This window comes from Vibrio sp. V01_P9A10T6 (assembly GCF_963877065.1).
GTDB classification, from domain to species: Bacteria; Pseudomonadota; Gammaproteobacteria; order Enterobacterales; family Vibrionaceae; genus Vibrio; species Vibrio anguillarum.
The window spans coordinates 39,806-64,786 of record NZ_CAWNTB010000145.1 but is presented as its reverse complement, the minus strand read 5'-3'; the positions used below and the strand labels follow the sequence as shown (position 1 = coordinate 64,786).

The 24,981-nt window shown below is 47.2% G+C and carries 23 protein-coding genes and 1 riboswitch; of the genes, 12 read left to right on the top strand and 11 right to left on the bottom strand.

What is annotated here, in order from left to right:
- The first annotated feature begins 238 nt into the window (after positions 1–238).
- From cobA to cysC, 4 genes are all read left to right on the top strand, one after another.
- Positions 239–1,117, top strand: a complete 879-nt coding sequence (gene cobA, locus AACQ21_RS08535) for a uroporphyrinogen-III C-methyltransferase (protein WP_105977608.1) — start codon at positions 239–241, stop codon at positions 1,115–1,117.
- A gap of 91 nt (positions 1,118–1,208) precedes the next feature.
- Positions 1,209–2,117 carry a sulfate adenylyltransferase subunit CysD gene (cysD, locus tag AACQ21_RS08530; RefSeq protein ID WP_026029179.1) on the top strand — a complete coding sequence of 303 codons (909 nt, stop codon included), beginning with the start codon at positions 1,209–1,211 and terminating at the stop codon, positions 2,115–2,117.
- Positions 2,118–2,134: 17 nt separating this feature from the next.
- The gene (gene cysN, locus AACQ21_RS08525; RefSeq protein WP_017049184.1) at positions 2,135–3,565 is read left to right on the top strand and encodes a sulfate adenylyltransferase subunit CysN; all 1,431 of its coding nucleotides are present in this window, start codon (positions 2,135–2,137) and stop codon (positions 3,563–3,565) included.
- Between the two features lie 78 nt (positions 3,566–3,643).
- Positions 3,644–4,261 carry an adenylyl-sulfate kinase gene (gene cysC, locus AACQ21_RS08520; protein WP_013855944.1) on the top strand — a complete coding sequence of 206 codons (618 nt, stop codon included), beginning with the start codon at positions 3,644–3,646 and terminating at the stop codon, positions 4,259–4,261.
- 50 nt (positions 4,262–4,311) lie between these two features.
- Here the strand turns inward: cysC and AACQ21_RS08515 are convergent, their stop codons facing one another.
- The 8 genes from AACQ21_RS08515 to msrA all read right to left on the bottom strand — a co-directional run bounded on the left by AACQ21_RS08515 (position 4,312) and on the right by msrA (position 10,520).
- Complete coding sequence (locus AACQ21_RS08515; protein WP_013855945.1) at positions 4,312–5,211, bottom strand: TIGR03899 family protein; 900 nt, start codon at positions 5,209–5,211, stop codon at positions 4,312–4,314.
- Between the two features lie 295 nt (positions 5,212–5,506).
- A complete protein-coding gene (locus tag AACQ21_RS08510; protein ID WP_013855946.1) occupies positions 5,507–6,007 on the bottom strand; it encodes a DUF3299 domain-containing protein in 501 nt (166 codons plus the stop codon).
- Positions 6,008–6,016: 9 nt separating this feature from the next.
- Positions 6,017–7,276, bottom strand: a complete 1,260-nt coding sequence (locus AACQ21_RS08505; RefSeq protein ID WP_017046979.1) for an ABC transporter permease — start codon at positions 7,274–7,276, stop codon at positions 6,017–6,019.
- Positions 7,273–7,989 (bottom strand): ABC transporter ATP-binding protein, encoded by a 717-nt coding sequence (locus AACQ21_RS08500; protein ID WP_105977607.1) that lies wholly within the window; start codon positions 7,987–7,989, stop codon positions 7,273–7,275. The genes AACQ21_RS08505 and AACQ21_RS08500 overlap by 4 nt, the downstream gene beginning before the upstream one ends.
- Before the next feature lie 69 nt (positions 7,990–8,058).
- Positions 8,059–8,700, bottom strand: coding sequence for a zinc uptake protein ZrgA (zrgA, locus tag AACQ21_RS08495; RefSeq protein ID WP_181185608.1), 642 nt, complete (start codon positions 8,698–8,700; stop codon positions 8,059–8,061).
- An 81-nt stretch (positions 8,701–8,781) separates the two neighbouring features.
- Positions 8,782–9,075, bottom strand: a complete 294-nt coding sequence (locus AACQ21_RS08490; protein WP_081989810.1) for a DUF2607 family protein — start codon at positions 9,073–9,075, stop codon at positions 8,782–8,784.
- Positions 9,076–9,215: 140 nt separating this feature from the next.
- Entirely contained in the window at positions 9,216–9,767 is a 552-nt protein-coding gene (locus tag AACQ21_RS08485; RefSeq protein ID WP_026027808.1) for a YtfJ family protein, read from the bottom strand.
- Positions 9,768–9,881: 114 nt separating this feature from the next.
- The gene (gene msrA / locus AACQ21_RS08480; protein WP_088729165.1) at positions 9,882–10,520 is read right to left on the bottom strand and encodes a peptide-methionine (S)-S-oxide reductase MsrA; all 639 of its coding nucleotides are present in this window, start codon (positions 10,518–10,520) and stop codon (positions 9,882–9,884) included.
- A gap of 167 nt (positions 10,521–10,687) precedes the next feature.
- On the opposite strand from msrA, the gene tamA reads away from it, so the two are divergent.
- The 3 genes from tamA to AACQ21_RS08465 are packed head-to-tail and all read left to right on the top strand — an operon-like array spanning position 10,688 to position 16,552.
- Entirely contained in the window at positions 10,688–12,400 is a 1,713-nt protein-coding gene (gene tamA, locus AACQ21_RS08475) for an autotransporter assembly complex protein TamA (protein ID WP_013855954.1), read from the top strand.
- Positions 12,397–16,194, top strand: a complete 3,798-nt coding sequence (tamB, locus tag AACQ21_RS08470; RefSeq protein WP_105977605.1) for an autotransporter assembly complex protein TamB — start codon at positions 12,397–12,399, stop codon at positions 16,192–16,194. Before tamA ends, tamB begins: the two co-directional genes overlap by 4 nt.
- Positions 16,195–16,204: 10 nt before the next feature.
- Complete coding sequence (locus AACQ21_RS08465) at positions 16,205–16,552, top strand: gamma-glutamylcyclotransferase family protein (RefSeq protein ID WP_181185607.1); 348 nt, start codon at positions 16,205–16,207, stop codon at positions 16,550–16,552.
- Between the two features lie 234 nt (positions 16,553–16,786).
- On the opposite strand, the gene ppa is transcribed toward AACQ21_RS08465, so the two are convergent.
- A complete protein-coding gene (ppa, locus tag AACQ21_RS08460) occupies positions 16,787–17,314 on the bottom strand; it encodes an inorganic diphosphatase (protein WP_010318803.1) in 528 nt (175 codons plus the stop codon).
- 177 nt (positions 17,315–17,491) lie between these two features.
- Positions 17,492–18,502: a class 1 fructose-bisphosphatase gene (fbp, locus tag AACQ21_RS08455; protein WP_013855958.1), complete on the bottom strand. Its 1,011-nt coding sequence runs from the start codon at positions 18,500–18,502 to the stop codon at positions 17,492–17,494.
- Positions 18,503–18,774: 272 nt separating this feature from the next.
- Between fbp and mpl the strand changes: the two genes are divergently transcribed.
- The 5 genes from mpl (at position 18,775) to thiQ (ending at position 24,307) form a co-directional block, all read left to right on the top strand.
- Positions 18,775–20,133 (top strand): UDP-N-acetylmuramate:L-alanyl-gamma-D-glutamyl-meso-diaminopimelate ligase, encoded by a 1,359-nt coding sequence (gene mpl, locus AACQ21_RS08450; protein ID WP_064625920.1) that lies wholly within the window; start codon positions 18,775–18,777, stop codon positions 20,131–20,133.
- Between the two features lie 29 nt (positions 20,134–20,162).
- Positions 20,163–20,792, top strand: a complete 630-nt coding sequence (locus tag AACQ21_RS08445; protein WP_013855960.1) for a flavin prenyltransferase UbiX — start codon at positions 20,163–20,165, stop codon at positions 20,790–20,792.
- 29 nt (positions 20,793–20,821) lie between these two features.
- Positions 20,822–20,941, top strand: a riboswitch (TPP riboswitch).
- Between the two features lie 66 nt (positions 20,942–21,007).
- Positions 21,008–22,000, top strand: coding sequence for a thiamine ABC transporter substrate binding subunit (gene thiB / locus AACQ21_RS08440; protein WP_094146896.1), 993 nt, complete (start codon positions 21,008–21,010; stop codon positions 21,998–22,000).
- Between the two features lie 13 nt (positions 22,001–22,013).
- Entirely contained in the window at positions 22,014–23,609 is a 1,596-nt protein-coding gene (thiP, locus tag AACQ21_RS08435) for a thiamine/thiamine pyrophosphate ABC transporter permease ThiP (RefSeq protein WP_105977603.1), read from the top strand.
- Complete coding sequence (gene thiQ / locus AACQ21_RS08430; protein WP_094144721.1) at positions 23,603–24,307, top strand: thiamine ABC transporter ATP-binding protein; 705 nt, start codon at positions 23,603–23,605, stop codon at positions 24,305–24,307. The genes thiP and thiQ overlap by 7 nt, the downstream gene beginning before the upstream one ends.
- A 55-nt stretch (positions 24,308–24,362) precedes the next feature.
- Here the strand turns inward: thiQ and yjgA are convergent, their stop codons facing one another.
- Positions 24,363–24,890: a ribosome biogenesis factor YjgA gene (yjgA, locus tag AACQ21_RS08425; protein WP_010318810.1), complete on the bottom strand. Its 528-nt coding sequence runs from the start codon at positions 24,888–24,890 to the stop codon at positions 24,363–24,365.
- Between the last annotated feature and the right edge of the window lie 91 nt (positions 24,891–24,981).

The following is a 24,981-nucleotide window of genomic DNA, read 5'->3' as shown; positions in this document are numbered from 1 at the left end:
ATCTTATGAAACGATGATTTCAATGAATATCAATTTGTGATGTTACGCGTTAACTCACCGGCATTCTGTCGACAAGATCTCATCATTGATTGGCTTTTAATCAGAGAGATAGTCACTTCTTATTCGGAATTATCCATTCCCTTATCAGCTTTTGATATAAAAAATGAAATTTTAGAATTTCAGGTAATATGAAGAGCCCGCCATAATGCATCCATGAATTAAGTTATGGATAACAACAATGAGTACGACGGAAACCATTTCTCAGTTGCCAATCAAAGGGCCGCGCTTAGTCGCGGTCAACAATGATGCTTTGGCAAGTAGCGCTCCATCGTACGTCAAAAGCCAATTGACCTGCGGTGAAGTGGCTTTGATTGGTGCAGGGCCGGGCGACCCAGAACTGCTGACGCTCAAAGCGTTGAGCTTTCTACAACAAGCCGACGTGGTGTTGTACGACTACCTAGTGTCTGATGAAATTATGGCGCTGGTGCCGAGCGATACCATCTTAGTCTGCGTGGGTAAGCGCGCTGGACACCACAGTGTTCCTCAAGAAAAAACCAATCAATTGCTGATCGATTTTGCGCAGCAAGGTTACAAAGTCGTGCGCATTAAAGGCGGCGATCCGTTTATGTTTGGCCGCGGTGGTGAAGAGTTGGAAGTGCTGTTTGATGCGGGAGTGAAATTTCAGGTGATCCCCGGTATTACAGCGGCGGCAGGCGCAACAGCCTATGCGGGAATTCCACTGACTCATCGCGATTATGCGCAATCCGCTCTGTTTGTCACCGGTCACCTTAAAGCGGAAAACGATGACATGGATTGGTCAACATTGGCGCGAGCTAATCAAACCTTAGTCATTTACATGGGCTTGATGAAGTCGAGTTATATCCAGCAGCAGTTGATTGAACATGGACGCCAAGCCAACACACCAATCGCGATTATTGAACGCGGTACTCAGCGTTCACAAAAAGTCTTCAAAGGGCAGCTCAGTGACTTATCACAACTGGCGGCGCGGGCGCAGGCTCCGGCCTTGATTGTGGTGGGCGAAGTGGTGGCGCTGTCGGAAAAACTGCATTGGTTTGGTGAACAACCCGCGCAGCAAAACCAAGTGAATTACGCCTGATTGCAAGGCTAGTCAGTTAGTTCCAACTCAATACTCAAACCAATTTCTCATTGCACAAGACTCGCAATGCGAGCGAAAAGGAAGCATGCAGATGGATCAACAACGCTTAACCCATTTACAACAGCTCGAAGCCGAAAGTATTCATATTTTACGTGAAGTGGCCGCTGAATTTGATAACCCAGTAATGATGTATTCGATTGGTAAAGACTCTTCGGTGATGCTGCATTTAGCGCGCAAGGCTTTTTATCCGGGGAAAATTCCCTTCCCACTACTGCATGTGGACACCGATTGGAAATTTCGTGAGATGATCGAATTTCGTGATCGTATGGCGCACAAGTATGGTTTTGAGCTTTTGGTACACAAAAACCCAGAAGGGATTGCGATGGGGATCAGCCCTTTTGAGCATGGATCTTCAAAGCATACTGACATCATGAAAACCCAAGGTTTAAAACAAGCGTTGAACCAATATGGTTTTGATGCTGCTTTTGGTGGTGCGCGTCGTGATGAAGAGAAATCACGCGCGAAAGAGCGTGTTTATTCTTTTCGTGACAAGAACCACACGTGGGATCCGAAGAACCAGCGTCCGGAGCTATGGAAAACCTACAACGGCCAAATCAATAAAGGTGAGAGCATTCGTGTTTTCCCATTGTCGAACTGGACTGAATTGGATATTTGGCAATACATCTATTTGGAAAACATCGAGATCGTACCGCTGTATTTATCGGACATTCGCCCAGTTGTCGAACGCGATGGGATGCTGATCATGGTCGATGACGAGCGGATGAAGCTGCAACCTGGAGAAGAAGTACAGCACAAGAGTGTGCGTTTTCGCACGTTAGGTTGTTATCCACTCACTGGCGCAATTGAATCAGAGGCCAATACGCTAACGGGCATCATTGAAGAGATGCTGGTGGCCACTTCCAGTGAACGACAAGGCCGCGCGATCGACCACGATCAATCAGGATCGATGGAATTGAAAAAACGCCAAGGTTATTTCTAAGCCTCTAAGGAAAGATTATGAATAGTGCAGTTCAGGCTCAGCTTTCTGAGATCGGTATTGAAGCTTATCTCACGCAACACCAGCACAAATCGTTACTGAGATTTCTGACTTGTGGCTCAGTTGATGATGGAAAAAGTACCTTGATTGGTCGTTTGCTTCATGACACAAAACAGATTTATGAAGATCAACTGGCCGCCGTCCATTCCGATAGCCAGCGTGTTGGCACGACGGGCGAGCGCCCCGATTTAGCTCTGTTAGTTGATGGCCTGCAAGCGGAACGTGAGCAAGGGATCACCATTGACGTGGCGTATCGCTATTTCTCTACTCAAAAGCGCAAATTCATCATTGCCGATACTCCGGGGCATGAGCAGTACACGCGCAATATGGCGACGGGCGCATCCACTTGCGATCTCGCGGTGATTTTGATCGATGCCCGTAAAGGCATTTTGGATCAAACGCGTCGCCACTCATTCATTGCCAATCTGTTAGGTTTGAAGCATTTTGTGGTGGCGGTGAATAAGATGGATCTGGTCGATTACTCACAAGATCGTTTTGAGCAGATCCGTCAAGACTACGTGGAATTTTCAAAGCATCTGCAAGGTGATACTGATATTCAGATCATCCCGCTTTCTGCTCTGGAAGGGGACAACGTGGTCGAAGCAAGCCAACATATGCGTTGGTATCAAGGCCCATCACTGCTGGAGCTGCTTGAAACGGTGGACGTTGATCAGCAAAAAGGAGCCGGTGAGTTTCGTTTTCCAGTGCAGTATGTGAACCGACCGAATCTCGATTTTCGCGGTTTTGCTGGCACGATTGCAGCGGGCAGCATCAGCGTTGGAGATGCAATCACTGCACTTCCGTCCGGAAAAACATCCACCGTGGCACGTATTGTTACTTTCGATGGAGATTTGCCGCAAGCGCAAGCCGGCCAAGCGGTGACGTTAACGCTCAGCGATGAAATTGACATCAGCCGTGGTGATCTTATTGTGCTGCAAGGAGCGCAGGTTGAATCAACTAACCATCTATTAGCCGATGTGGTCTGGATGACAGAACAACCGCTCAAAGCCGGGCGTGAATACAACATCAAAATTGCAGGTAAGAAAACCGTCGGCCAGTTGCAAGCGGTGCGTCACCAGTACGATATTAATAATTTATCGACTTATCACAGTGAAGAGTTGCCGCTCAATGGCATTGGCTTGTGTGAATGGTCGCTAACAGAGTCGATCGCGCTGGATAAATACTTAGACAGTGCCAATACTGGTGGTTTTATCATCATCGATCGCCTGACGAATGTGACGGTGGGAGCGGGCTTAGTTCGAGATAGTTTGCAAAACATCGCTCATGCTCAAAGCGCCCACTCTGCATTTGAAGTGGAATTGAATGCCTTGATCCGCAAGCACTTTCCACACTGGGAAGCCAAAGATCTTCGTCAGTTACTCAAGGCTTAACTGTGGTGATTCGCTGGGAGGGATTGCCGCTTACAGCGTCCCTCTATTGGCTAGTTTGAGGCAACAAAGGATTGAGTAATGAGTACGAATTTGGCCAATAAAGATGAAAATGTTGTCTGGCATCAGCATACGGTGGATAAGTCGTTCCGCGCCAACTTAAAACAACAACAGCCAGCAGTATTGTGGTTTACGGGGCTGTCAGGGGCGGGAAAATCAACCATTGCTGGTGCGTTGGAACAGCGTTTAGCTCAACTCGGGTATCACACCTATTTACTCGATGGGGATAATGTACGCCACGGCTTGTGCAGCGACCTTGGGTTCTCAGAGCAAGATCGGCGAGAAAATATTCGCCGTATTGGTGAACTCGCGAAGCTGATGGCCGATGCTGGGTTAATCGTGTTATCAGCCTTCATTTCACCGCATCGCGCTGAGCGTCAATTAGTGCGCGATATGCTGCCACAAGGTGAATTCATCGAAGTGTTTGTCAATACCAAGTTGGACGTGTGCGAGCAGCGCGACCCGAAGGGGCTGTATAAAAAAGCGCGCGCTGGTGAAATCAGTAATTTTACGGGTATTGACTCTGAGTATGAGTCGCCGCAAAGCCCTGAGATCGATCTTGCGGCTGGCGAAAAAAGCATTGATGAGCTAGTGGAAATTTGCCTAACAGCGCTGCAAGTGCGAGCGATTATCGCCTAATCGCCTAATGTAGAAGAGGGCTCATCAGCTTGAGCCCTTTATTTTTGAGGCTAGACGGCGTGATGAAAAGAGCTGCTGGCAACTTCGGTGTGGACAGTGAATTTCTGGCTAAGCACCGCCAACATCTGATCGTAGTACTGCATATTCGGTTTATTACCCAGTAGCTTACACAGCTCATTGCCAGTGGGACTGAAACGGTAATAGAGCAGCCTGACTCCTTTACTCATCGATTGCAGTGACAGATTCTTGCCTTGATAGGTCAACAGCAGCGCCGGTTCAAGTTCAATTTCTCCCGACTCCAGTTCAGTGGCATGCAGTAAGCCAAGCTCGATCAGTACCAACAGGCTCGAATAGGGTAATTGGAAACTACCCATATTGATGACAAATGTGCTGATGCGTTTTCCTAAACTAAAAATGCCGTTAGTAGCACGAATGCCGACCAACAGCTTGCGGCTATTATCGCTACCAAAACAGCAGGCTAACGCTGAGGCTTTTTGGAGTATCTGCGCCTCTTTCGGTGTCATGTCTTGTAATACTTGCAGTGCTTTCATTGAGGTTGAACCGGGGTTGGTCACCTCGCGTTTGAGTACTTGCGCCCAAAGTCGCTGCATTGAAGAGTTGTGGATGTCTTGCGCCATATCGAAAAAGCGGTGTAACCAATCTTGATCAGGCTCTCCCGCGGTCTCATTTTTACAAGAGATATGCGCCAGTTTGACGATTTGCTCTAGGTTTTTTTGTCGCTGCTCTTTACGTTGCTGTTCTCTAAATAAGGCGCGATCAAGCGAGGTTTTTTCTGGCGGATCCGTTTGTAGCAGCGCATCTAAGCCGTGATATTGAGCAATATTCAAAATGCGACTACCACTGTCTTTGATGTAGCTCGATTTTTTTTCGTGGCTTTGACCTGAGTTGGCTTGATGTTCAATCACTACAGGGTTGTTGGTATCTGCCATTTTATGTCCGCTTCAATCACCCATTTCATTCATGGATTAAAATGTAACGTGTAACGCATTTTCCATCTAGGAAAAACATTCGTTCTAGATCATAAATTTGCGCTATCCCTAATGATAATAACTTGTTAAAATTGTTATCGGAATTTGTGGGGCGCTTATGAAGTGTTGGAAAGAAAATAGACTGAAAAAGCACCTATCGATTACTTTACTATTGTTGATATATGTCGCTTTGCTAGCGTATTTATCTAAATATATCGTTTAGTTTAGATGAATCAATAGGTTGCCATTTTGTTAACTACATGTCGTCGTATTCTTCGATCGCAGTGCCTTCGATCACATACGCTGTTTCGGCCAGATCGTGGCTAACACTTTCGGTTTTCAGTGTCCCAATTAGATAAATTACATCCCAGAGCTGCTGGATTGGAGCACCTTGCGGATATTTCACATAAATAATTTGGTTTGGTGGCGGTGGCGGCACGTGAATGCATGCGCCAAAGTAGGGCACCAGTAGAAACTCAGTAACGTTATTGGCGTCACCTTCCAGTGGGATCACAAAGCCGGGTATTTTGACCACGCTGCCATTGAGCTCTTTTCTAACCCCGCCGATTTTTGATTGTGCAGCCGTCATTTCACCATCATGGTTCAATGCTGGCATGCCATCGGCGTTGAATTGGTTACGTTCATTCTCGGGGATCAGATCGATCCAATCGAGCGTCAGTACTTGTTCATTACTCTGTGCGTACATCGGTAACAAGCCTGATAGCAGCAGCGTGCTGATAAGCAGTAGTTTTTTCATCGTTAAGTCCTAAATTCGAATGGTCATTCCATCGCTAAGTGATTGTCTATAGGCGCGTAGAGCCGGGATAACACCAATAATAATGCCAGCCAGCTGTACATAAGCTAATAATTGCCACTCATAGCCGCTTAAGGTGCTGAGTGTGATTTGAATGCCATAATGCTGCGCAATAAAAGGTTGCGCCAGTGCGAGCAGTGAATATAACCCCGCTAATCCAACGCAGATGCCAATGAAGGTCAGCGTCGTCGCTTCGCTGATAAGCAGAGCAAAAATATGTTTAGGTTGTGCGCCCATGGCGCGCAGAATCGCCATTTCACGGCGTCTTTCCTGCAAGCTTGTCAGTAAGCTGCTGAGCATACCAAGTAACCCTGCCGCCACCACAAATACCGACACCGCCATTAAAGCTTGTTCTGCTATCGACATCATACCCCACAGTTCTTGCAGAGCGACGCCGGGCATAATGGCGCTCAAGGGTTCTTGGCGATAGTTATTGATTTCACGTTGCAGTGCAAAGGTTTGAATTCTCGATTTTAAACCGATCAACATGGCGGTGATCTGCTTGGGTTGAAAGTTGTGTTGTTCAAGCTGCTCTTTGGATGGCGAATTGCCTAAATGCGCACCCGATTCCCAACCCACGTGAATGGCTTCAATTGCTTCTAATGAGACATGCACTGTTTTGTCTACGGGCGTTCCCGTTGGCGCTAAAATCCCCACTACTTTGAAAGGGAGGTTGTCGTGGCGGCTAAAACCCACATCGCTGATCCCATGCGCAATAATGATGTCACTGCCAATATGGTAACCTAAGGTTTCGGCGACATCTGAACCCAATACCGTTTCAAATAAACCATGAAACTCAGTGCCTTGAGAGAAGGTGAGTGGTTGCTTACTTCCATATTTGAAATGCTCGAAATAATGGTGATTAGTGCCCATAACGCGAAACCCTTGGTGTGAGTCACCCAAGGAAATGGGGATCGCCCACTTGACGCTGCGATGCTCACTGAAGGCTTGGTAGCTTTTCCAGTCGATATTATTGGTGGCATTGCCAATTCTAAATACCGAATAGAGCAGCAAGTTGACTTGTCCAGAGCGGCCGCCGACGATTAGATCCGTCCCTGAAATGGTGTTGGCAAAGCTCTCTTTGGCTTGAGTTCGAATGCGTTCAACCCCCATTAACAGAATGACTGAAATGGCGACCGTCAGAATGGAGAGTAGCGCTGTGGTTTTGCGGTTAAGTACGCTTTTCCACGCCAGATTGGTAATTACATTCATGCTGTCACTCCTGCCTGATTCAATTGAGGGAGGTAAACTGCGCGGTCAAATAAAGCTTCTAAGGTGGGATCGTGGCTCACAAACACCAGTGTTGAACCTGCCTGATTCGCCTCTTCCAATAGCAGTTCGATAAACGCGAGTCGATTGTCGTGATCCAGCGCCGAGGTTGGCTCATCAGCGATGATCAGCTTGGGTTCGCCAATCAGTGCTCTCGCCGCCGCGACACGCTGCTGCTGGCCAATACTGAGTTCGATAACCGGTTTAGTCAGTAGTTCAGGTGCAAGATGTAGGCGAGTGAGTAACTGTTTTGCTTTCTCAATCAGATCGCCTGCAACATTCTGCTTGCGAGTGCTGGAAAAATGGCAAGGTAGCGTAACGTTTTCAATCACTGAGAGATAAGGCAATAAATTAAATTGTTGGAAAATGTAGCCAATGTGATCGGCTCGAAAACGATCCCGTTGACGGGAAGTTAACGTCGACAGGTTGGTGCCTAAAATAGAGACCTCCCCTCGTTGTGCTTGGTTGATCCCAGTCAGTAAGCTCAGCAAGGTCGATTTGCCACAACCACTTGGCCCTTTAATAAAAAGGTGCTCTCCACGTTTTACACAAAGATCTTGGATAGATAAGGCTGGTTGTGAGCTATTCGGCCAACGAAATTCGACCTCTTTCAATTCAATGACAGACGTCAGCGATAGAATATGCAAATCACTCATTGTGAATTCCTTTAACGACAGTGAACCTAGAGTAAGTATGTGCTTACTCTAGGTTGTTGCTTATACGCCTTAAAACGTAATGCGAGTGCTGTTTGTTTTCAACTCAGAGGCAGATTGTGCTTTGTCTGTCAGTACATTGGCAGAGATTGTTTGGGTATTTGGGAACAAGTTAAACCATTGCGTGTCGAGGTACTGCAATTGCGGCATGTTATCGCAGTGATATTGGTACTGAATCGTGAATTCACCGTGACCACTGTGCTCGCCTTCATCATGCACATCTTTTTTATGGTCATGGTTTGCGTGTTGAGCATCTTTATCTTGATGTTTATCATCATGTTTTTCATGATGGTCGTGGTCGTGGTCGTGGTCGTGGTCGTGGTGCTCACCATTTAACGTATGCGCGATACGACTTTCTTCTAAATGACACTTGGCTGGAGCGGGCAGTTGGAAAATGCCATCGGCGTGGCTGAACTGCTCAAGGACTTTATTTAAGCGCTGTTGTTGTTCATCATTTTGTGGTGCATGTTCAAAGCCGACTACATCAGCGCCGGGGGCGGTGATTTCAATCAGTAAATCTTGCCCATCTTGAGCAATATTGAACTCGACGTGGCCATGTACATGAGCCTCATGTTGGCGAAACTCTTCATTTGCCAGTGCTGGCGTGCTTAAAATTAGGCCGATAGAGAGAGCGAGTTTACGTTGGATAAACATTGGGTGATTCCTTTTAAACATCAAAATAGCCCTTAGCGCGTTGGCTTTGGGTAACAAATCATAAATAACTAGATAAGACGTCTAAAAGTGAGGAGGTGAGCGAGCAAGATAAGCGTAATGAACTGAGGGGCGACGCTGAGTTTTCTCTACTGATGATCGAATTTCGCAGCCACTAACGGCAGGAAGGATAGGCAGCGCACTGCTTAGACCATTTTGAAAGCCAGAAAAAAGTTGGCAATGATGCTGCGCGTGATGCGCAGGATTAGTATCGAGGTGATGATCTACATAAGCGACATTCAACCATAGCATCAGCAGCATGGCACATAATGCAATGCTTTGAGCTCGGTAATGGGGGCAACGTAGACGGGTAAACATCAAACCAATACAGTAGTAAAATGATAATTGTTATAATATAACAATATTGTGAGAATAAAGCGTACTCTTATTTTTATAAAAGCACCTTTCACCACGATATGTTTAGCAAAGGCAGCCGTGTTATCGGCCACCTAAGGTTATTATAAATTCTGTTTGATCAAGCCTAAAACCGTTTGAATTTCCTCATCACTCAATGCACCTTCCTTAACAAACAGTACCTTACCTTGCTTATCTTGAACGATGATCGCTGATGATTCCTCTTTTAAATCCCACGCTTTGGCTACATTTCCCGCTTCATCTAGCACCATGGAAGACCACGGAAACTCTTTCTTGCTGTCTTGAGCGGAAGATTTGACAAACGATCCTGTGCCCCAAATCGCATCATCTTGGTTGATGATCGAGGTGGTTTGATAACTTTCTGCGGGAAATTGTGCGGCCGTAATGGCGGCCATCAATGGTGCATTTAACGCTTTAGCACTGCTGCGACCAGCAATGGCTTGAATGACGCGCACTTTGCCTAGCAGTTGGCTGGTATCCCAAGTTTGAAAGGCCGTTTTATCATCTTGTAGGATGATTTCACCATATTTTTCCACTGAAACATCAGCAACTTGCTGACCTTGGGTAATGTTGTGTGCCATGGCAAGCGCTGGACAGCAGGCCATTAGAATGGCGATCACTCGTTTACTTTTCATTGTAGGGGTCCCTTTTAGTTGAGCAACAAAGGTATAGCATAGAATCAATAAAACCACGAAAAGAGGCCATTAAGCGGTTAACAAAATGCTAACAAAGCCTCAATTCTACACGCTTTATTCGCTGAGCTGGGGTGGGAAGCAGATGCCTGTTCCTCCTAACCCACAATAACCATTCGGATTTTTAGCTAAATATTGTTGATGATAGCTTTCGGCGTAGTAGTAAGGACCAGCGGGTGCAATTTCGGTGGTAATTAAGGCTCGTTGACTGGCTGACAACGCCTGCTGGTATCGCTGCTTTGAGGCTTGTGCTATTTGCTGTTGTTGTTCTGAATAGGTATAGATAGCGGAGCGATACTGAGTGCCTTTATCGTTACCTTGACGCATGCCTTGGGTCGGATCGTGCTTTTCCCAAAAATGACTTAATAGCTTTTCTAATGGCAAGCGCTGTGGATCAAAGATTACGCGTACCACTTCAGTATGGCCAGTTTCACCACTGCATACTTCTTCGTAAGTTGGGTTTGGGGTAAAGCCGCCGGCATAGCCTACTGAAGTCGACACCACACCATCGAGTTGCCAAAATAAGCGTTCAGCGCCCCAAAAACAGCCCATACCAATCACTATTTGTTGCTGATGCTCATTAGGCTGCTCAGTGATGTTGCTGTGGTTAACGTAATGAATTTCCTCCACTGACATAGGGGTTTCTCGTCCTTTCAGTGCTGTTTGTGCGCTGACCATTGTTTGTTTATTGAGCATGAGCTTTCCTTTTGTGTACCGATTTTTGGCTTTATTTATTGTTGTTGAGCCACTGTTTCACATTCAGCCCGAATAATTGACTGATTTCATACAGACGGAGCTTGCTATTGGCGGTATGATTTCCATCCATTAACGATCTGTTTACTCAACTGTTCCTTTAATTAAGCATGAGACGAAAATCATTACCAGTTCTATTCACGATGCTACTTATTTCCACTTCGGCGTATGCCAAGGTGGCGTTAACCATTAATGGTTTAGAGGGTGAATTAGAAAACAACGTTGAAGCCTATTTATCGTCGATTCCAGAGAGCGACTATTCAACGCATCTTCGTTTTCAATCTCGTTTAGAGAAAAGCATGACGGAAGCGCTTGTCGCGCTGGGTTACTACCATCCTCAATTTGAGTTTGTGGTGGTGAGCGATGAGCAAGAGCTGATGGTCAATATCAATCCTGGACCGCTAACAACCATTAAAGAGATGGATGTGGTGATCAGCGGGGAAGCTGAATCTGATGCTGATTTTGCCAATCTTATTAACCGCAATGCCCTTAAAGTGGGCGCGGCGGTTAATCATGGCCAGTACGATGCTTTGAAATCGGGTATCCGTAACTTAGCGTTGCAAAAAGGTTATTTTAACGGGAATTTTGAATTAAGCCGTTTGGAAGTTGCGCCAGAGTTGAATGAAGCTTTCGTACGCCTTCATTTTAACAGTGGTATTCGTTACCATTTTGGTCCCTCGCTCATTACTGGCAGCCAAATTGAAGATCAGCGAGTTCGCTCACTTCAGCCCTATAAAACCAATGATCCTTACCTTGTTTCCAAGGTAGGGGAATATAACCAAAACTTATCCAATACCGATTGGTTTTCCTCTGTTTTTGTTGAACCCGATCTTAGCCAACTGGAGAACGGTCGCGAACTGCCGATGAAGGTTTCCCTTGCACCGCAAGCTCGAAATCAGCTTGAAACCGGTTTAGGTTACTCAACGGATGTGGGAGTGCGTGGTTCATTCAAGTGGAAGAAACCTTGGGTTAACAGCCTCGGCCACAGTTTTGATAGCAGTTTCTCCCTTTCTGCCCCAGAGCAGACTATTACCGCTGGCTACAAAATACCGCTAGAAGATGTGCGGCGTGAATATTATCGAATTCAGTATGGAATGAAGAATGTCGATAACCGTGATACGAAGAGTTTGGAGTCTAACTTATCGTTTGAACGCCACTGGCTGCGTGATGGTGGTTGGCATCGAACCCTATTCGTTCGTTATTTGATAGAAAACTACGAACAAGGTTTGCAAAGCGATGTCGGCCAGTTTGTATTACCGGGAGCGACCTATTCTCGTACGCGTGTTCGTGGTGGTTCAATGCCGATGTGGGGCGATAAACAGAGCATCACACTTGAGTATGGCGATCCTAATTTCGTCTCTGAAACGCGTGTGGTGCGGTTGTTGGCGGGCACTGCTTGGATACGCAGCGCCGGGCAAAACCACCGTGGTTTATTGCGTTTAGACGGCGGCGCAAACTTCAGTGAAGAGTTTGACAAACTCTCGCCTTCTCTGCGCTTCTTTGCTGGTGGCGATAATAATTTGCGAGGGTATAGCTATCAATCTATCTCACCTAAAGATGCCAGCGGCGCACTGACTGGGGCCAAATACATCGCCACCAGTTCGTTGGAGTATCAATATCGTTTGGTTGGAAATTGGTGGGGCGCACTGTTTGTCGATTACGGCGATGCCTTTAATGACTCACCGGATTGGAAAACTGGTGTGGGAGCCGGGATTCGCTGGGCTTCTCCGGTTGGACCTATCCGCTTAGATTTTGCATGGGGGCTTGACGCTAATCCCGGCGATGAATTTCAGCTGCATTTCACCTTGGGGCCTGAACTATGACCAAAGTGATGTTGAAGATAACCAAATGGGCATCGGCGATTTTATTCACCTTGTTGGGCGCGGTATTTATTGCACTCGCAGCCTTGTTGTTTACCAATACAGGGCTTAACGGTCTGTTGTGGGGAGCACAAAAAGCGCTGCCACAACTGCAGGTTGCCAGCGCTCAAGGTGCAATTTTTCCACGTTTCACTCTCAACCAAGTCACCTTTTCCGATGAAGCATTAAAGCTCGATCTCGATGTGCAGCGCGTGACATTAGCCATAAGTGCTAGCTGCTTATTGGAGCCTTCAATTTGCTTAAATGAACTGGCGATCAGTGGATTAAGGCTGGCACTGCCAGAGCTTCCCCCTTCGACGCAAGGTGAGCCTTCGTCTGCCTCTGATCCCATTACGTCAATCTCTACACCGGTGCCAATTAAGGTTGGCCGTGTGGAGCTCAATGATATTCAGCTGGATATTTTGGGTAATACGCTGGCATGGAAGCAATTTTCTACTCATGCCTCATTTCAAGGTAATCGCTTACGGATTGGCAAAACCAGTTGGAGCGATATTCAACTGAAGCTTGCGACCAATGACGAGGCAGATTCAGCCTCAAGCGCACAATCCAAATCCACTCCATCCACAACCGTATCATCGACGGCGGCACCTGCGGTGAAAACGCCCATCACCTTGCCAGAAGTGATCATTCCGCTGCAATTGGAAGTGGAGCGTTTTGATATCAATCAGTTTACTCTTCAGCAAGCTGAGCCTTTGGTTGTCAAGCATCTTGGTTTGGTCGCCAATGCTTATCAGAGCAGTGTTTCATTAAAATCACTTGAGCTTGAGCTGCCACAATTGATTGCCAACCTAAAAGCTGATGCGCAGCTGAAGGGAGACTATCCGCTCAATCTCTCTTTAAAAAGCACGCTCAAAATGGCTGAAGCTCAGGGGCAAACACTGGCACTAGAGGCTTCGGGTAGCTTGGGTGATTTAACGATCAACGCGAAACTGGGCGGGCTTGCGCAAGCAAACTTAAATGCGCAATTGGCGCTACTGCAACCTGAGATCCCGTTTGATATTTCGTTAGATGATGTTCAAGCACAGTGGCCATTGATTGGGCAGGGAGACTATTTTGTTCGCGTACCGAGTTTAAAAACTCAAGGTTCACTCGACGGATATAGCGTGGCGCTCAATGGCCAACTGCAAGGTAAAGATCTGCCCGATGTGACGCTGGATGTTGCTGGTAAAGGCACTTTACAGCAAATCAACTTAGATTCTTTGCTAATCGATACCTTAGGGGGGCAAATTGCTGGCCAAGTGATGGCCAACTGGCAAGCCCCAATTCACTGGCAAGCGGCGCTGAATTTAGAGCAGATTCAGCCGGGATTACAGTGGCCGCAAGCCGAAGGCATGATCAGCGGTAAGCTCGAAACCACGGGTGAGCTGACCGAGCAGGGCGGTTGGAACGTTGCGCTGCCTATTTTGGATATTGAGGGTGTGTTGCGTGGCTACCCACTGAATATTGAAGGTCAATTAAACGCATCAGATATGACAGGGAAAGGCGCTTTTACTGTGTCGACCAGCGGCTTAACGTTAGCCCATGGACCCAACCAGATTACGGCCAAAGGTGAGCTGGATAAAGAGTGGCGTATGGGCTTATCGGTTGATTTTGCGGATCTGGTGAAAAGTGTTCCTGATTTGCACGGCAAAGTGATTGGCGATATTTATCTGCGTGGTGATTTACAGCAGCCACAAATCAAGCTGCGCCTCAATGCAAATGATCTTGCTTGGCAGCAACAAGCGACTTTAAAGCAGGTGACTTTAACTGGTGATGTTACGCCACTTCCTGTGCCACAAGCCGAAGTGAAATTGCAGGCGAGCCAGTTGAGCTACCAGCAGCAGTTAGTTGATAGTGTGGACTTGCGTTTTTCAGGTACGCAGGCGCAGCATCAACTGAGCTTAGACGTCATTTCAAATCTGATTTCAACCAGCTTGGCGATCAGCGGATCTTTTGAAGATAAGCCGACGATGCAGTGGCAAGGTGCGCTGGAACGAGTACAACTGTCCACAGAACAAGGGCTGTGGCTATTAAACCAAGCGACACCTGTTGCGGTTAATATCGAGAAACAACAAGCCACGATTGCCGCGCATTGTTGGCAGCAAGAGGGAGCATCGCTCTGCTTAGATAAAGACGCGACTGTGGGGCAAAGTGGTGCGGCCGAGCTCTCTCTCAACCATTTTGATTTCCAGCAAATCGCGATGTTTTTACCGCAAGAGACCCAGCTTAAAGGCCAAGCCGATGCCAGTCTCACCGCTCAATGGGCGCCCAATACTGCGCCTCAAGCGAAAGTGTCACTCAGCTTAAGCCAAGGTGCAGTCACGCAGCACATCGACCAAGCCATTACTTTAGGTTGGGATAGCGTCACTATTGAAAGTACGCTTGAACAGAACAAGCTGTTTGCTCGTTGGCTAGTGGATGTGACCGATAATGGCGATCTGTCGGGGCAAATAACCATTGCAGATCTAATGGCAAAAGAAAAAATGATGGATGGCGCATTAACGCTTTCCACCTTTAATATTGATTTTTTACAGCCGCTGCTTGGGGATTATAGCCAAGCGAAATCGAAGATTAGCAGTCAACTTGCCTTCAGTGGGCCGATGTTGCACCCGAAAGTGATGGGTAGCGTGGTGGTGGATGACATTGTCGTCAAAGGCGATATTTCGCCGCTGGATGTTACCTCGGGCCGAGTGGCGATGGACTTTAATGGTTACCAAGCCTTGCTCAATGCTGCGATTCAAACTGCGGATGGCGAGTTGAGTATCAAGGGGGATGCCGACTGGCAGAAAATGGAGCAGTGGCGTGCCAACCTGCGCGTGTTGGCCGATGAGCTATTGGTGGATCTACCGCCTATCGTCAAGATTAAAGTTATCCCAGACATGAGCATCACACTAGAACCTCAACTGGCCACTGTGACAGGGAATATTAACCTGCCTTGGGGACGTATCGTGGTAGAAGAGTTGCCTCCGAGCGCGATTAGTGTCTCCAAAGATCAAGTGATATTGGACGCTGCTTTACAGCCTGTGAGCGAGCAAAGCGCCATGCCATTTAACGTTGAAACTAATGTAAACATCTCGATTGGTGATGATTTCCGGCTCAGTGCCTTTGGTTTGCAAGGCGGCTTGATTGGCCGCCTCAATGTGGCGCAAAAGGATAAAGGCCCTTTTATTACTGGAGAAGTAAACATCCAAAATGGTTCGTATCGATCCTTTGGACAAGATTTGCTGATCCAAGAAGGCAAAATTTTAATGAATGGACCGGTTGATCAACCTTATGTTTCGATTAAAGCGGTGCGCAACCCGGATAACACACAAGATGGCGTGATTGCAGGAGTAAAAGTGACCGGCTCTGCCGATGAACCCGCAGTCTCCATTTTTTCAGAACCCGCGATGCCACAAGCCAATGCACTTTCTTACCTACTTCGTGGTCAGAATATTGATGGCGAGGCGGGTGGTAATGCGATGACCACTGCACTAATTGGTTTGAGCTTGGCACAAAGCGGTAAGGTGGTGGGCGAAATTGGTCAAGCCTTCGGAGTGCAAGATCTGCAATTGGATACGGCCGGTTCCGGTGATGATTCACAAGTGACGGTAAGCGGCTATATTTTACCGGGGCTACAAGTGAAATATGGTGTTGGTATTTTCAGCTCGGTGGGCGAATTTACCGTGCGTTACCGCTTGATGAGGGATTTGTACGTTGAAGCGGTATCCGGTTTAGATAGCGCGGTGGATCTTTTGTATCAGTTTGAATTTAACTAGGGACAGTCATATGCAACATCTGGTTTTTGTCTACGGCACATTACGCCGTGGTGAAAGTAATGCGCATCTGCTTGAGACAAGCGAAATGTTAGGATCGTTCTACACGCCGGCTGACTATGCGCTGTATGATCTAGGTCCATATCCTGGCTTGGCTCAGGGAGAGCAATCGATAGTCGGTGAGGTATATCGAGTGGATGAGCAGACACTAGCAAAACTCGATCTTTTAGAAGATATTCCCATCGAATATCGCCGTGAAACGATCGAAACCCCATTTGGCCGTGCGTGGATTTATCTCTATCAAGATCACAGCCGTCTTACTGCTGTGATTGATTCTGGAGACTGGTGCCAACGGGTTTAACGAACGGCGTTGAAAATGGAAATAAAAAAGCCACACCGCATATTAGCAGGATGTGGCTTTTTATTTATAACGACACTTATCCCCTTCCTACTTGAAGCTGCAGCGGTGTTGGCTACGTTCGTTCACCCCAATCACATAGTTTGCCTATGCTCATGGGGACTCACTCACTTGCCGCCTACCTGCAACTCCAAGTTGTTTGGGTATATAACTATCGTGACTGTTTAATGATGGTGACTATTTTTGAGCGCGTTCAAATGAAGTCAGGATTTCAGCTCGCGCGGCAGCGGCATCTTCCCATCCATCGACTTTGACCCATTTGCCCGCTTCAAGCTCTTTATAGCGTTCAAAGAACTGTGTAATTTGCGCCTTCAGTAGTGCTGGCAGGTCATTTACGTCTTGAATGTGGTCGTACTCTTTGGTGAGCTTGGAGTGAGGAACCGCCACCACTTTGGCATCTTCACCAGACTCATCGGTCATCTTCAATACGCCAACTGGGCGGCAGCGAATCACCGAGCCTGGCATGAGCGGATAAGGCGTGGGCACCAACACATCGACAGGATCGCCATCGAGCGATAAGGTGTGATTCACATAACCGTAGTTGCATGGGTAGAACATAGGTGAAGACATGAAACGGTCCACAAATACCGCGCCAGATTCTTTGTCGACTTCGTATTTGATTGGGTCGGCGTTGGCTGGAATTTCAATCACCACGTAAATATCATCAGGCAGTGATTTTCCTGCCGGAACGTTGTTTAAGCTCATTTAGCATTTCCTTTTTCGTCGCTGGACTTGAATTGTTTTGGGTTGATTAACAGAACGTAAACGCTTGTGTTGCAACTTTAGCGGTAAATAGGAAACGGTGTAAACCGTAAAAAGAGAGTCTTGCCTCATATTTATCGATAAAAAAAGCGCCTAGAGTTAGGCGCTCATTGAGCTGATTTAATCGCGATTGAGTTCCAAGAACTCTTCCAATTTATGGACCATATTTTTTGAACCGCAGAAGAATGGCACACGTTGATGCAGTTCTGTCGGCTTAATATCCAACACGCGATTGACACCGTCAGAAGCAATACCGCCTGCTTGTTCAATCAAAAACGCCATAGGATTGCATTCATACAATAGACGCAGCTTGCCGTTTGGATGGCTTTGCGTGCTTGGGTATAGATAGATCCCACCTTTGAGCAGGTTACGGTGAAAATCCGCCACTAGCGAACCAATGTAACGTGACGTGTAAGGGCGATTATCTTCAGGCACATTCTCTTGGCAGTATTTAATGTATTTTTTGACGCCCGTTGGGAAGCGGATGTAGTTACCTTCATTGATGGAGTAAATTTTACCATCATCGAAGGTCATCATATTGGGGTGTGAAAGATAGAAAGTGCCGAGTGACGGATCATAAGTAAAGCCATTTACGCCGTTGCCGGTGGTATACACCAACATGGTTGAAGAGCCGTAAATAACATAACCAGCCGCAACCTGTTTATTACCGGGTTGTAAGAAGTCTTCTTGTGTTGGTGGCGTGCCGACTGGCGATACGCGGCGATAAATAGAAAAAATCGTGCCGACAGAGACATTGACATCGATGTTGGATGAGCCGTCCAGCGGGTCCATCAACACCACGTATTTTGCGTTTTTGTTGAGCTCTTTGCTAAACGCAACCGCTTCATCTTCTTCTTCACTGGCGACACCACACACTTGATCGCGCGCTTCAAGCGCCGCTTTAAATTTTTCGTTGGCGTACACATCGAGTTTTTGTTGTTCTTCGCCTTGAATATTATCCGTACCAACTGCACCGGTAATATCAGCAAGGCCTGCTTTGTTGATTTCTCTATTAACAATTTTTGCCGCAAGACGAATAGAGGACAACAGAGATGAAAGATCACCGCTTGCGTGGGGGAAGTCATGTTGTTTCTCAACAATAAACTCGCCAAGAGTGCGAATCTCAGACATGTTATTTCCTTAACATAGCTATATAGGGGGGAGTGATTGTTTCACAACGCATCCTCTTGTTGGGATGTCGGCCGAAACGAGGCACCCATTTGATAACGTTTGGGTAACACTGCGATTTTAGGGCTTAGATCTTTTTAATGGTAATGAAGTAACAGATTGAGATCTCAATTTGTTTGTCGACTTTTTAGAAGTTGCAAACATGCTCGCTTTTCTTAAATGGATGGTGATAATGGAGACAATCACTCACAACGCCATGTGCGAGGCTAGGATTTATGCATATTCACATTCTTGGGATTTGCGGTACGTTTATGGGCGGTGTTGCCGTTTTAGCGCGGCAATTAGGTCATAAAGTTACCGGCAGCGACGCCAACGTTTACCCACCGATGAGTACGTTATTGGAGTCTCAAGGGATCGAGATTATCGAAGGCTTTGACCCTGCTCAATTAGAGCCAAAGCCTGATTTGGTGGTGATTGGCAACGCCATGAGTCGCGGCAATCCGTGTGTTGAATATGTGCTGAACCACAACTTGCGTTACACCTCTGGCCCGCAATGGTTGCAAGAGTTCCTGTTGCATGACCGCTGGGTTCTTGCGGTGGCTGGTACACACGGTAAAACCACCACGTCGAGCATGTTGGCGTGGATCTTGGAAGATTGTGGTTACCAACCAGGCTTTTTGGTGGGAGGCGTACTTGGCAACTTTGGTATTTCTGCGCGTTTGGGCGAAAGCATGTTTTTTGTGGTTGAAGCCGATGAATATGACAGCGCTTTTTTCGATAAGCGTTCTAAGTTTGTCCATTATCACCCACGCACTTTAGTGTTGAACAACTTAGAGTTTGATCATGCGGACATTTTTGACGATCTTGAAGCGATTAAGCGCCAATTTCATCATCTAGTGCGTACTGTTCCGGGTAATGGCCGTATTTTTGCTCCGCAAAAAGAGCGCGCATTAGCGGATGTTCTCGCACGTGGCTGCTGGAGCGAAACCGAGTTTACCGGTGAGCAAGCGCAGTGGAAAGCTGAAAAAATCACGCGTGATGGTTCGCAATTTGATGTGTTCTTTGACAATGAACGCGTGGGGCGCGTAACTTGGGATTTGGTTGGCGATCATAATGTCGATAACGCCTTAATGGCGATTGGCGCGGCGCGTCACGTAGGGGTCACTCCAGATTTAGCCTGTCAAGCTTTGGGCAAATTTATCAATACCAAACGTCGTTTAGAGCTCAAAGGCGAAGTGAACGGTATTACGTTGTATGACGATTTTGCTCATCATCCAACGGCCATTGAACTTACTTTGGGTGGTTTACGTAACAAGGTAGGCGATCAGAAAATTATCGCGGTTTTAGAGCCTCGTTCGGCTACGATGAAGTTGGGTGTACATAAGCAAACTTTAGCGGCGTCATTACAGCAAGCCGATTCAGTTTATCTCTATCAGCCGAACAATCTTGCTTGGTCGGTGCAGGATGTAGCTGATCAATGCTCACAACCAGCGCAAGTGAATGATGATATTGATGCTTTCGTCGCGCAAATTGCACAGGAAGCCCAGCCGGGCGATCACATTTTGGTGATGAGCAATGGTGGCTTTGAAGGTATTCATAACAAGCTTCTACTTGCATTAAATCAAGCCATGTAATGCCAGCGACACAAACGAAATAGAGAGTTATGACAACACAACAGAAAGCCATCACTTTAGCCTTTACTGGCGCTTCAGGTGCTCCTTACGGACTTCGTCTGTTGGAGTGTTTATTGGCTGCAGATTACCGAGTGTATCTTTTGATCTCTTCGGCCGCGCGCGTTGTGCTTGCAACCGAGCACGGTTTGAAGTTGCCCAGTGGGACTGAGGCAGCCAAAGCTGCGTTGGTGGAACATTTACACTGCGATGCCTCACAGCTTGTCGTGTGTGGCAAAGAAGAGTGGTTCTCTCCAGTGGCTTCGGGCTCTGCTGCGCCAAAACAGATGGTGGTGTGCCCATGTTCGGCAGGCAGCGTTGCGGCGATTGCCCATGGCATGTCCGATAATTTGATCGAACGTGCCGCCGATGTAGTGATGAAAGAGCGTGGCCAACTGGTGTTAGTGGTGCGCGAAACTCCGTTTTCCACCTTACATTTAGAAAACATGCTCAAGTTGTCGCAAATGGGCGTCACCATTATGCCCGCTGCCCCCGGTTTTTATCATCAGCCGCAGTCAATTGAAGACTTGGTCGATTTTATGGTGGCGCGTATTTTAGACCATTTGGGCGTTGAACAAGGGCTTGTGCCGCGTTGGGGATATGACTCACGTCCAACGGTATAGCTTATTGCGTTAATTCCAATTACAATCCACCTCACTCAACGGGGAGCAAATCATTCATCTCAATGAATGCTGCTGAGATCAAGCGTGAGCTTGGGACCCGTAAACCTGAACCAGATAATGCTGGCGTAGGAATTGGGTTAGGATCTCAGAATAGGAATAATGGAATATTCTCATCCTCCTCAAGCCTGTGCCGCTCAACCAAGGAGAGCGACCAGTTGAACACCACTCTTAATACCATTGCACTTGCTACCATCACCTCTTTTTCAGCGCATGCCGCTGACAATATCCTTACCGTTTATACCTATGACTCGTTCGCATCAGAATGGGGCCCGGGACCGGCGATTGAAAAAGCATTCGAAGCACAATGCGCTTGCGATCTTCAGTTTGTGGCACTCGATGATGGGGTATCGATCCTAAACCGTTTGCGTCTTGAAGGTAATAACAGTAAAGCAGACATCGTACTCGGTTTAGATAACAACTTAATGGCCGAGGCCAAACAGACTGGCTTATTGGCAGATCATAATGTCGAGACGGGCCAAGTCACGCTACCCGGTGGTTGGAGTGATGAAACATTTGTTCCTTATGATTACGGCTATTTTGCCTTTGTTTACAATAAAGAGAAATTAGCAAACCCACCAAAAAGCTTAAAAGAGTTGGTAGAAAAGCGCGATGATCTTAAAGTGATTTATCAAGATCCGCGCACTTCAACACCCGGTCAAGGCTTACTGCTGTGGATGAAATCTGTCTATGGTGAGAAAGCCAATTTGGCATGGCAACAGCTCGCCAATAAGACGGTGACAGTCACCAAAGGTTGGTCAGAAGCCTATGCGATGTTTTTAAAAGGTGAGTCCGATCTGGTGCTCTCTTACACTACCTCTCCAGCCTATCATTTGATTGCGGAAAATGACGCCAAGTACGCGGCTGCTGATTTTGCCGAAGGACACTACATGCAAGTGGAAGTGGCTGCGAAAGTAAAACACAGTGATAACGGCAAATTGGCCGATGAGTTCATGCGCTTTATTTTAAGTGATCAATTTCAGTCGGTGATGCCAACCGGAAACTGGATGTATCCTGTGACGTCTGTCGCGCTACCGAAAGGTTTTGAAACGCTGGCTGTGCCACCAAAGGCGCTTACCTTTAGCGCACAAGAGGTGTCTGAGATGCGTAAAGCGTGGATCCGTGAGTGGCAAACCGCCTTAACGTTTTAAGGTTCGATAAAGTTTGAATGCTATTCCTAAAATAGGTATTGGGGTCGCGATGCTTGTCGCGACCTTTGTCATCAGTGCGTTAGCGGCGTTGCTGTTACAAGCACCCAGCTTAAATGTGATGCATGTATGGCAAGACCCGTATTATCGCCATGTTACTCAATTTAGTTTTTACCAAGCCAGCTTGTCGATGCTGCTCAGTGTTGGTTTCGCGGTTCCTGTTGCTCACGCACTTTACCGTCGTCGATTTTGGGGACGTGCGCTGCTGATCAAATTGTTTGCAACGACCTTAGTGCTTCCAGTGCTGGTGGGCGTATTTGGTTTGTTGGCCATTTATGGTAATAGCGGTCTGCTCGCCTCGCTGCTTGCGTGGTTTGATAGCAAACTGCCGTTTTCCATTTACGGATTAAACGGTATTTTACTGGCGCATCTGTTTTTTAATCTCCCGTATGCCAGCCGTTTATTGCTGCAAGCGTTAGAGTCGATCCCGGCTGAACAACATAAGTTATGCGCGCATCTTGGCATGAGTCATTGGCACAAATTTCGTTGGGTTGAATGGCCGCGTTTGCGTCAGCAGCTTCCTCATGTCTGTGGTTTGGTGTTCATGCTCTGTTTTACCAGTTTTGCCACTGTGATGGCACTTGGCGGCGGGCCTAAATCAACCACGATTGAGCTGGCGATTTATCAGGCGATCAAATTTGATTTTGATTTACAAGCCGGCGCGCTGCTTGCGCTGTGGCAGATGCTGTTATGCGGGCTGCTGTCTCTATCCATTTCACGTCTAGCGAAGCCATTAGCCATCACCACAGGGCGTCAAGCGAGTGATTATGTGGTTAGTCGAGACAATCGAAAAGCACAATGCTGGGACGGCGCATGGATCTTCCTTGCGTTGCTGTTAGTACTTCCGCCGCTGGTGATGGTCATCTTGAGCGGTTTAAATTCGCAGCTTTTTCACGTCTTGAGCGATGAGCAATTCTGGCGTGCGCTTTGGTCTTCACTGCAAGTGGCGTTATTGGCAAGCGTGGTTGCTGTTTCGGCTGGGGTTGCCATACTCATCACGACTCGCGCTTGGCGCCTGCAGCAGCACAACCGTAAGGCGGACCAACTAGAGTTGATTGGCGCGATTATTTTGGTCACGCCAGGGCTTGTTATCAGCACCGGGCTTTTTCTGTTGCTGCGTATCTGGACCGATGCATTTAGCCTAGCGTATTGGGTAGTTTTTTTCGTCAATGGCTTAATGGCATTGCCATATGTGTTGAAAACATTGGCGCAACCTATGCTGCATATCGCGCAGCAATATCAATGGTTATGTGCCAGCCTTGGCATTAAAGGGTGGCAGCGTTTGCAAGTGATTGAGCTGCGTGCGTTGCGTAAACCCTTAGCGCATGCCTTTGCGATCAGCTTTTTGCTCTCAATGGGGGATCTAAGTGCGATTGCTCTATTTGGTGGCCAAGAGTTTAGAACCTTACCGCTTTACCTGTTCCAACTGCTGGGCAGTTACCAAATGCAAGCGGCGGCGGTGGTTTCTCTTACGCTGTTGCTACTCAGTGTGGGGTGTTTTGCCCTCATTGAGCGGTTATTTCACTCACATTCAAAGGTAAAGCAATGTTAGAACTCAAGGCCGTACATTATGAGTATCAACAGGAGTGGTTTGAATTTTCGCTTTCTGTACCGCGAGGGGCGATTCTCTCTTTGATGGGGCCAAGTGGCGCGGGCAAGTCAACTTTACTGAGCTTAGTTGCGGGCTTTATTGCACCGAAAAGCGGCGATATCCGAGTGCAAGGGCAATCCTTACTTGGACAGGAGCCACACTTGCGTCCTTTTTCGATGCTGTTTCAAGAGCACAATCTTTTTGCCCATCTCACTGTGCGTGAAAATATTAGCCTTGGGTTACATCCGGGGCTGAAATTAACCACTTCGCAAAAGGCGTTAGTTGAGTGCGCCGCGCAGCAAGTGGGTTTGGCTGCGCTACTTGATCGCTTGCCTGAGCAGCTCTCAGGGGGGCAGCGTCAACGAGTTGCTCTGGCGCGCTGTTTTGTACAACCACATCCTATCTGGCTGCTGGATGAGCCCTTTTCCGCCTTGGATCCGCTACTCAGAGAAGAGATGCTGCTTTTGGTTAAGCAGTTAGCCGCAGAAAGAGAGATCACTGTAGTGATGGTGACGCACCATATCAGTGATGCCAAAGCGATTGCGAGCCATTTTGCGTTTATGGCTCAAGGACATGTGTTAGTGAGTGATCGCATTGAGGCACTTTCCGCGCAACACGCAGACGCGCAGCTCAGTGATTTTGTGCGTGCAGGGGAATAAAAAAAACCTCACACGTTTAGGTGAGGTTTTTGCGTCTAATCAGCACTATGACAGGTTACACTGACTTATCGTTATGCTCTCTGAGCACTTGGAAAATCTCTCGTGATGCTCTTGGTGGTTTGCTGTTGGCTTTCTCTTTATTTGCTTGACGCGCTAATTGGCGCAGACGTTGACGATCCATCTCTGGATAGAGTGCCATCGCATCTTCAATCGCGCTGTCACCTTTCTCCACAATACGATCACGCATCTGTTCGAGCTTATGCAGCATGGCGGTATTTTGTGAGTGCTTGTTACGCAGTTTATCCAATGCCGCTTGAATCGGTTCAGCATCGATGGTACGCATCATTTTACCAATGTATTGCAGTTGGCGGCGTCTGGCTTCCATGCTAAAACGCTGAGCATCTTTGATGGCATCCATCAAATCTTCAGACATCGGAATTTTTGCTAACTGAGATGGCTTCAGAGCAACCAGCTCTTCACCCAGTTTTTGTAGCTCAGTCATGTCGTTTTTCATTTCGGTTTTGCTAACCCAAATGATCTCCTCTTCTTCTTCCCAAGGAGCTTTTTGATTCTTACGCGCCATTTTCTTCATCTATTGAGTTATGTATGTCAGCTATTTTAGCAAGAATCGTGGGGAGAAAGCGAAATTCTTGTTATCCTAATGGCATTGTTTG